The organism is Geomonas sp. (assembly GCF_056994735.1).
In genome coordinates this window covers 1-2,687 of record NZ_JBXKJL010000148.1, presented here as the reverse complement: position 1 = coordinate 2,687, position 2,687 = coordinate 1, and the positions used below count along the sequence as shown (strand labels likewise).

General features: G+C 62.3%; 2 protein-coding genes. One reads left to right on the top strand and one right to left on the bottom strand.

Annotated elements, in window-relative coordinates:
* On the top strand, positions 1 to 612 hold a 612-nt coding region (locus tag AC11W3_RS07115; RefSeq protein WP_484092728.1), incomplete at its 5' end, for an IS1634 family transposase.
* Between the two features lie 351 nt (positions 613 to 963).
* On the opposite strand, the gene AC11W3_RS07110 is transcribed toward AC11W3_RS07115, so the two are convergent.
* A complete protein-coding gene (locus AC11W3_RS07110; protein WP_484092727.1) occupies positions 964 to 2,202 on the bottom strand; it encodes an IS701 family transposase in 1,239 nt (412 codons plus the stop codon).
* Positions 2,203 to 2,687: the final 485 nt, after the last annotated feature.

The following is a 2,687-nucleotide window of genomic DNA, read 5'->3' as shown; positions in this document are numbered from 1 at the left end:
AAGGATGCCACCGATCGGGAGGCGATCGTGGCGGCGTTGCGGGAGCAACTCCGCCGAGGGGACAAGGCGCTGGTCGGCAACAAGGGCTACCGTCGTTACCTCTCCGGCGGTGGCCCTGAGCACTTTCGGATCGATGAGGCGAAGGTCGCCGAGGACGCCCGATACGACGGCAAGTGGGTGCTGCGGACCAACACCGATCTGGACACCGCCGCGGTGGCGTTGCAGTACAAGCAACTCTGGATGGTGGAGCAGTGGTTCCGTTCCTGCAAGGCGTTGTTACAGACCCGTCCGATCTACCACCGGTGTGACGAGACGATTCGAGGTCATGTGTTCTGCTCGGTCCTGGCGTTGGTCCTGCGTCAGGAACTCCAGGCCCGGTTGGAGGAGCGGGGCCACGAGTTCGAGTGGGCCGATGTGATCCAGGACTTGGATCGTTTGCAGGTGGTGGAGGTGGAGCAGGACGGGAAGCGGTTCCTGCTGCGGAGCGAGGCCCAGGGGACGTGTGGCAAGGTGTTCCAGACGGTGGGCGTGGCCTTGCCCCCGGCCGTCCCACAAGTCTCGCCGACCACTCCAGGGGAAGACGCTGCGCATAGTGCCACGCCGCCCGGTTGATGCGTCAAGTCCTTGCCACTGCTGAAGATGCTACATTGTGGTGTTAAAGATGAGTATGACCATTGAGACGCGCTGTGCTATCCTCCGCGCGGGAAGGGGGGATCGCGTGGCGGCGAGGATAGAAGAACGATGAGGACGGAGAACCCCCTGACTATCACGAACGATGGCCTTTGAGTTCGAACTGGAGTTTTGCAAACAGGGACTTCACAGCCTGGAAGCAGGCAACATGAGCGTAGTTGACCCTCATCCGCGATGGCACTGTTGGAGTGCGGACTATCTGATCATACCAGGGATTGTCGAATTCACACCGCGCAATCGACACCGCGTGGCTGCGCACCAGGGCTGACGATATCACGACAGCCCCAACTGGGCGACCACATGGTCAGAGGGACGCCCCCAAGTGGTCACCTGCTCGATCGCCCACGAGAGCGTCGTGCGCAGGGTCTCCTTCTCCATCGCCCGACAGGCCTCGCCGATGGTCATCAGCCTCTGGAACGCCCATTCCTTCGCACGGCCCTGCTTCAACTCGCTCATGAGCAGACTGTACGCCAGCATGACCAGGTACATGTGCCGGGTGTGGCCCTGGAAATCGCGCAGCTGACAATCACCCAACCCGAGTTGCTGCTTGCCGTCCCGATGAAACGTCTCCGTGCCCGTCCAACGATGCCGATACACCCGGACGCCCCGGCCCACCTCCCAGGTGGTCCGGTTGGTGACCAGGATCTTGACCGGTTCGGGGTCGTGGCGATACCGCCACAGGGCCATGATCCGGGCCTTGTGCTTCACGTCGGGGATCTCCAACGTCACCGTGAAATACCACTGCCGCCGATCGCCGATTCGCAACTCCTTCCGGTCCGCCGCCGGGATCGATGCAGCCAGGTCATCCACCCTGATGATCCGGCCGTGCCACTGCACCTTGCGGTTGCTCTTGAGATCACCGACATAGGCCCTGGGTTGGCCGAACCGATCGGCCTTGCCGTGGATGTGGTTGAGGATCTCGGCGTTGGTGAAATAGCTGTCCATGGTGAAGTCGCCGGGGATCCGTCGCTCGCACACCCAGTCGATCAGATCGCAGCAGAGCTTGGTATGATTGCGGAACGGTTCCTTCAGTGCCTCGCAGATCTCCTGCTTGCGGAAGAGTCGGAACTCCAGCGGGTAGTGCTTGCCGCTGGTACAGACGTAGTTGATGAAGAGGTAGTCCTGAGCGATCTTGTTCCGCTCCTCGGCGTGGTCCCAGTACCAGCCGGCGTCGGGGATCAACACCCCGTCGCGGTCGATGAGGGTGTTATCGATGGGAATGACGCCCTGGTCGCTATAGCGGGTGGCGGGATCCTCCTGGAGCAGGTCCAGTCGCCGCTGATTGAGTCGTTCGGCGTCCCAGGCGACCTCGGTGAGGAAGCGGTTGAGGCAGGACTGGTCGGTGGTGTGGGCGAACGCCTCGTGGATGCCGAGGACGGTCTTGCGCTGGGCGACGAAGAGGCCGGTGAGGTACTCGGCGAAGTGGCGGCGCTGGCAGTCGTTGGCGAAGAAGTCGCCGTATCGGGCCACGGCATCGCGAACCACGGCGGGGAATTCGACAATCCCTGGCATGATCAGATGCTCCGCACTCCAACAGCGCCCGAGGGAATTCGGGCCGCAATGCGCCGATTTTACCTATTTTGACGCAGTCGAAACACGGTTTGCAAAACTCCAGTTCGATCTTCTTCTCACGCTCCAGGTGCGTCTTGCTCTCGGAGAACGCGAGCGACCCAGCGCTGAGTTTCCAGTCGAAGTAGCGATAGCCGTGAGATTTCTGCATGATCCGCTCGACAGCAGCCCCGCTCTTCTCGGGCCGCTTCAAGGCGCCGGAGGCGGTGCGCTCCTTGAGTTTTTCCAGTTTCTGGCGTGCGCGCTCCATCGCTTGCTCGCGCGTCGCCTGCTCAGAGCCGCGACGCTCGTCGGAGTCGATGACGACACGAACCAGGTCAAGGTCTGGAAGATTACAAGCCCCAATTGATCCTGGTTTCTGGCGCCCTGCCCCCTCAAACGGGGCGGGCTGCCGCCCGTCTACCCGCGCTTCGGGGGCCCCGACCTGT